Annotated in this window: 3 protein-coding genes; all 3 read right to left on the reverse strand. The window is 41.4% G+C overall.

The annotated features are described in order from the left end of the window. Window positions 1–159: 159 nt before the first annotated feature. The gene (locus ACFIMU_RS08540) at window positions 160–636 is read right to left on the reverse strand and encodes a hypothetical protein (protein WP_375607640.1); all 477 of its coding nucleotides are present in this window, start codon (window positions 634–636) and stop codon (window positions 160–162) included. Between the two features lie 174 nt (window positions 637–810). Next, on the reverse strand, window positions 811–1,215 hold the full coding sequence (locus tag ACFIMU_RS08545; protein ID WP_375615473.1) for a hypothetical protein: 405 nt from the start codon (window positions 1,213–1,215) through the stop codon (window positions 811–813). Continuing rightward, window positions 1,212–2,618, reverse strand: a 1,407-nt coding sequence (locus ACFIMU_RS08550; protein ID WP_375697027.1) for a filamentous hemagglutinin, incomplete at its 5' end; no start/stop codon positions are given. The genes ACFIMU_RS08550 and ACFIMU_RS08545, both read right to left, overlap by 4 nt.

Consider the following 2,618-nt stretch of genomic DNA (forward strand, 5'->3'; position numbering starts at 1 on the left):
CCCGCTCTGTTCATCATTGCTTTGCATCGGGTTTGTACCGGCAATAATATCGGCTCCAACACCATGAATGCTGCCTTATTTAAAGTGCCACCCGCTTGAATAAAGAAGGGCACTATTTTGACTCCCTACTTCATTCATGATTTTATCTAACGACCTTTATTAACGATGGGGAGGACGCTTTGGTGATCGCTTTTGTAAAGCTTTTTGCTTTTGCTGACGTTTTCTTTCATCCTCAAAATGCGTTAGTAAAGCGCGTTCCTGTTTCGTTTTATTGGTCACACCAAAGGTGTCATTGTCCATAAACTGCTGATATCCTGCTATCATTAAATTGCTTAAGAATGAGCCACTTTTTGGAGGTTGTGTAAAATAGATCCCTTTTGAATCTTGCAATTTATACCGGAAACCTGCTTTTTTCATGCACTCATAAACTGAGGCAAATTCACTCGCATACGAATTCATATCGTCAGGAGAAGCATAAACCGGTTTCCAACCACATTTTGACAAGGATTGTTGGATCATCGCTTTATCGACACCTGGTTTTTCCCATAATGCTAAAGTTGATGGAGGAGGTTGGTTAACACATCCAGCTGTAGTTAAGAGAGCTATGCAGCTCAATAGTTTTAAGATTTTTTTCATTTTCCCCTCTTTCAATGAATTTATTTACAATAAAAAGGCTCTAAAGCCTGTTGATATTTTATCTCCGTTTTTCAAGACAGTTCTGGACTGAGTTGAGATGGTAGATTGAGAAAACAATCCTGCCATTCCAAGTAAAGGCAAGGATGACAGATTGTTGATCATCACAAGAAAGACTTAAGGATAGCATTCATATTGTTCTGGATGCTTTTTACAAAAAGGGCTGTTCAAGCGCTTCTTGACACTGCGCTGTGGAACAACAGCGCCTGGACGACAAATGGGCAAGTTTTCAGCTTTATGATTTCCACACCAGCCTCCCCCCACATCATATTTATAGCGAAATCCCGCTTGGAGCATGCAAGCATCAATGGTTGCATTTGCATTATTACTGAGCTTTCTACTTTCTGGATCCTTATCATAAGGGGTTGGCATACCGCATTCTAACAAGGCTTTTCCTATCTCCGTAAAATCTGCTCCTGGCTTCTCCCATGCCCCTATAGAAGATATGGGAGTTTTATTAAACTGGCACCCAGCTATACTTAACAAAGTTACAGCACTTAATAATTTTACGATGTGTTTCATTTTTTACTCCATGATTTACTTGAAGGAACTTGTTCACGATGAGATGAGCCGTAAAGCATGTTGCACATACGCCCCGCATCTCCAAGGCAAGTATGGGAGCTTATGGGATTCATGATCACTCTCCACCATTCTTTCCACATGTTACTACCAGTAGGTATTGTCTCGTAGGTATAGCCATTGCCGCCAATAATTCTGCTGACAAAGTCATATCTATTCCCATCAAAACCAACAATGGTTTGTTTGCTATCACTTACATAACCTAACAGACCGGATGCAACTAAAACATTAAAGGCTGGTCCATAGAAATTGATAGTCGTGTTGTCGGCTATACCGTGAACACCTTCTTGTTTGAAAGAATTCAGCATATTTCCCAATGTCATTGTCCCGCGACTATGTCCATAAAGTTCTAACCCTGTAAGACCATAGCTATACATCAAATCTTTTGCTTCTTGTGTTGAATTGGTCAAACCCCAAAAGTTATTTTCCATAAACTTCTGATAGCCCGCGACTAGAAGTTCTGAAATAGCAGAATCCGCTTCTGGGAACACAACAAAATAAAGCGGATTATTTTTATCCTTCGCATGTTGCTCTGCATAAACAGCGGCTTCCTCTGGTGGCGTAAAGATGCCATTAAAGGACACATGCACTTTGCCATCAGAGCCTTCTTGCAAATGCTGCTTTTCTTCATCCGTTAAATAATGAAACTTAGGTATTTGTTGTCCACGAGCGTCTCTTATAGGTACCCCATTCGCATCTATTTTATAGATTATATTACCCTTTTCATCACGATCCACCACGGCGATGGGGTGCTCTTTGATAAACATGGTTTTATAGGAGTCATCGCTGTATTTAAACCCTTCTTCTAAGAGTTGAGTTGCCATTTCACGATTTTCATGGACGATTTGTTCCAGCTTGCCTGCATCGAGCTGTTGTACACCCTTATGGGCGGTGGCGGTATCACGATTAAGGGAGGCGATGGCTTGTTCCACATCTTGCCCTGTCAATGCCTTCTGCCCTGCTTCATCAGTAATGACGATAGTGCCATTGCTGATAGCAGATTTGGTATAGCCTTCTTCTGAATCTTTAGCTTTTGAATGATCTAAGACATTTTTAGCAATGTTTTTCCCGACACCATATTTGCCCTGATACATCGGACCACCCGCAGAAATGCTTAAACCTTGGCTGCTAGCTTGAGCATGCGCACTGTTGCTGATATCACTGGTGGTAATGCTTCCTGTGGTCAGGCTGTTTTTATCTGCCGGCGCGGTGCTTTCAATAATACCTCCGGTCAGCGTTGTTTTATCTTTAACGTTGATCTTAAAACCACCATCACCCGCTTTGATGCCTGATTGTTCCACAACACTATGATAATCACTAGAGGATTTATCCTTGTTCAAGGAAAT

Origin of the sequence: Bartonella sp. AC70YNML (genome assembly GCF_042196545.1) — a bacterium.
In the GTDB taxonomy this organism is placed as follows: domain Bacteria; phylum Pseudomonadota; class Alphaproteobacteria; order Rhizobiales; family Rhizobiaceae; genus Bartonella.

Excerpts from the sequence above, each read along its gene's own strand:
- ACFIMU_RS08545 (WP_375615473.1), bottom strand. The coding sequence starts at position 1,215 with ATGAAACACATCGTAAAATTATTAAGTGCTGTAACTTTGTTAAGTATA.
- ACFIMU_RS08540 (WP_375607640.1), bottom strand. The coding sequence starts at position 636 with ATGAAAAAAATCTTAAAACTATTGAGCTGCATAGCTCTCTTAACTACA.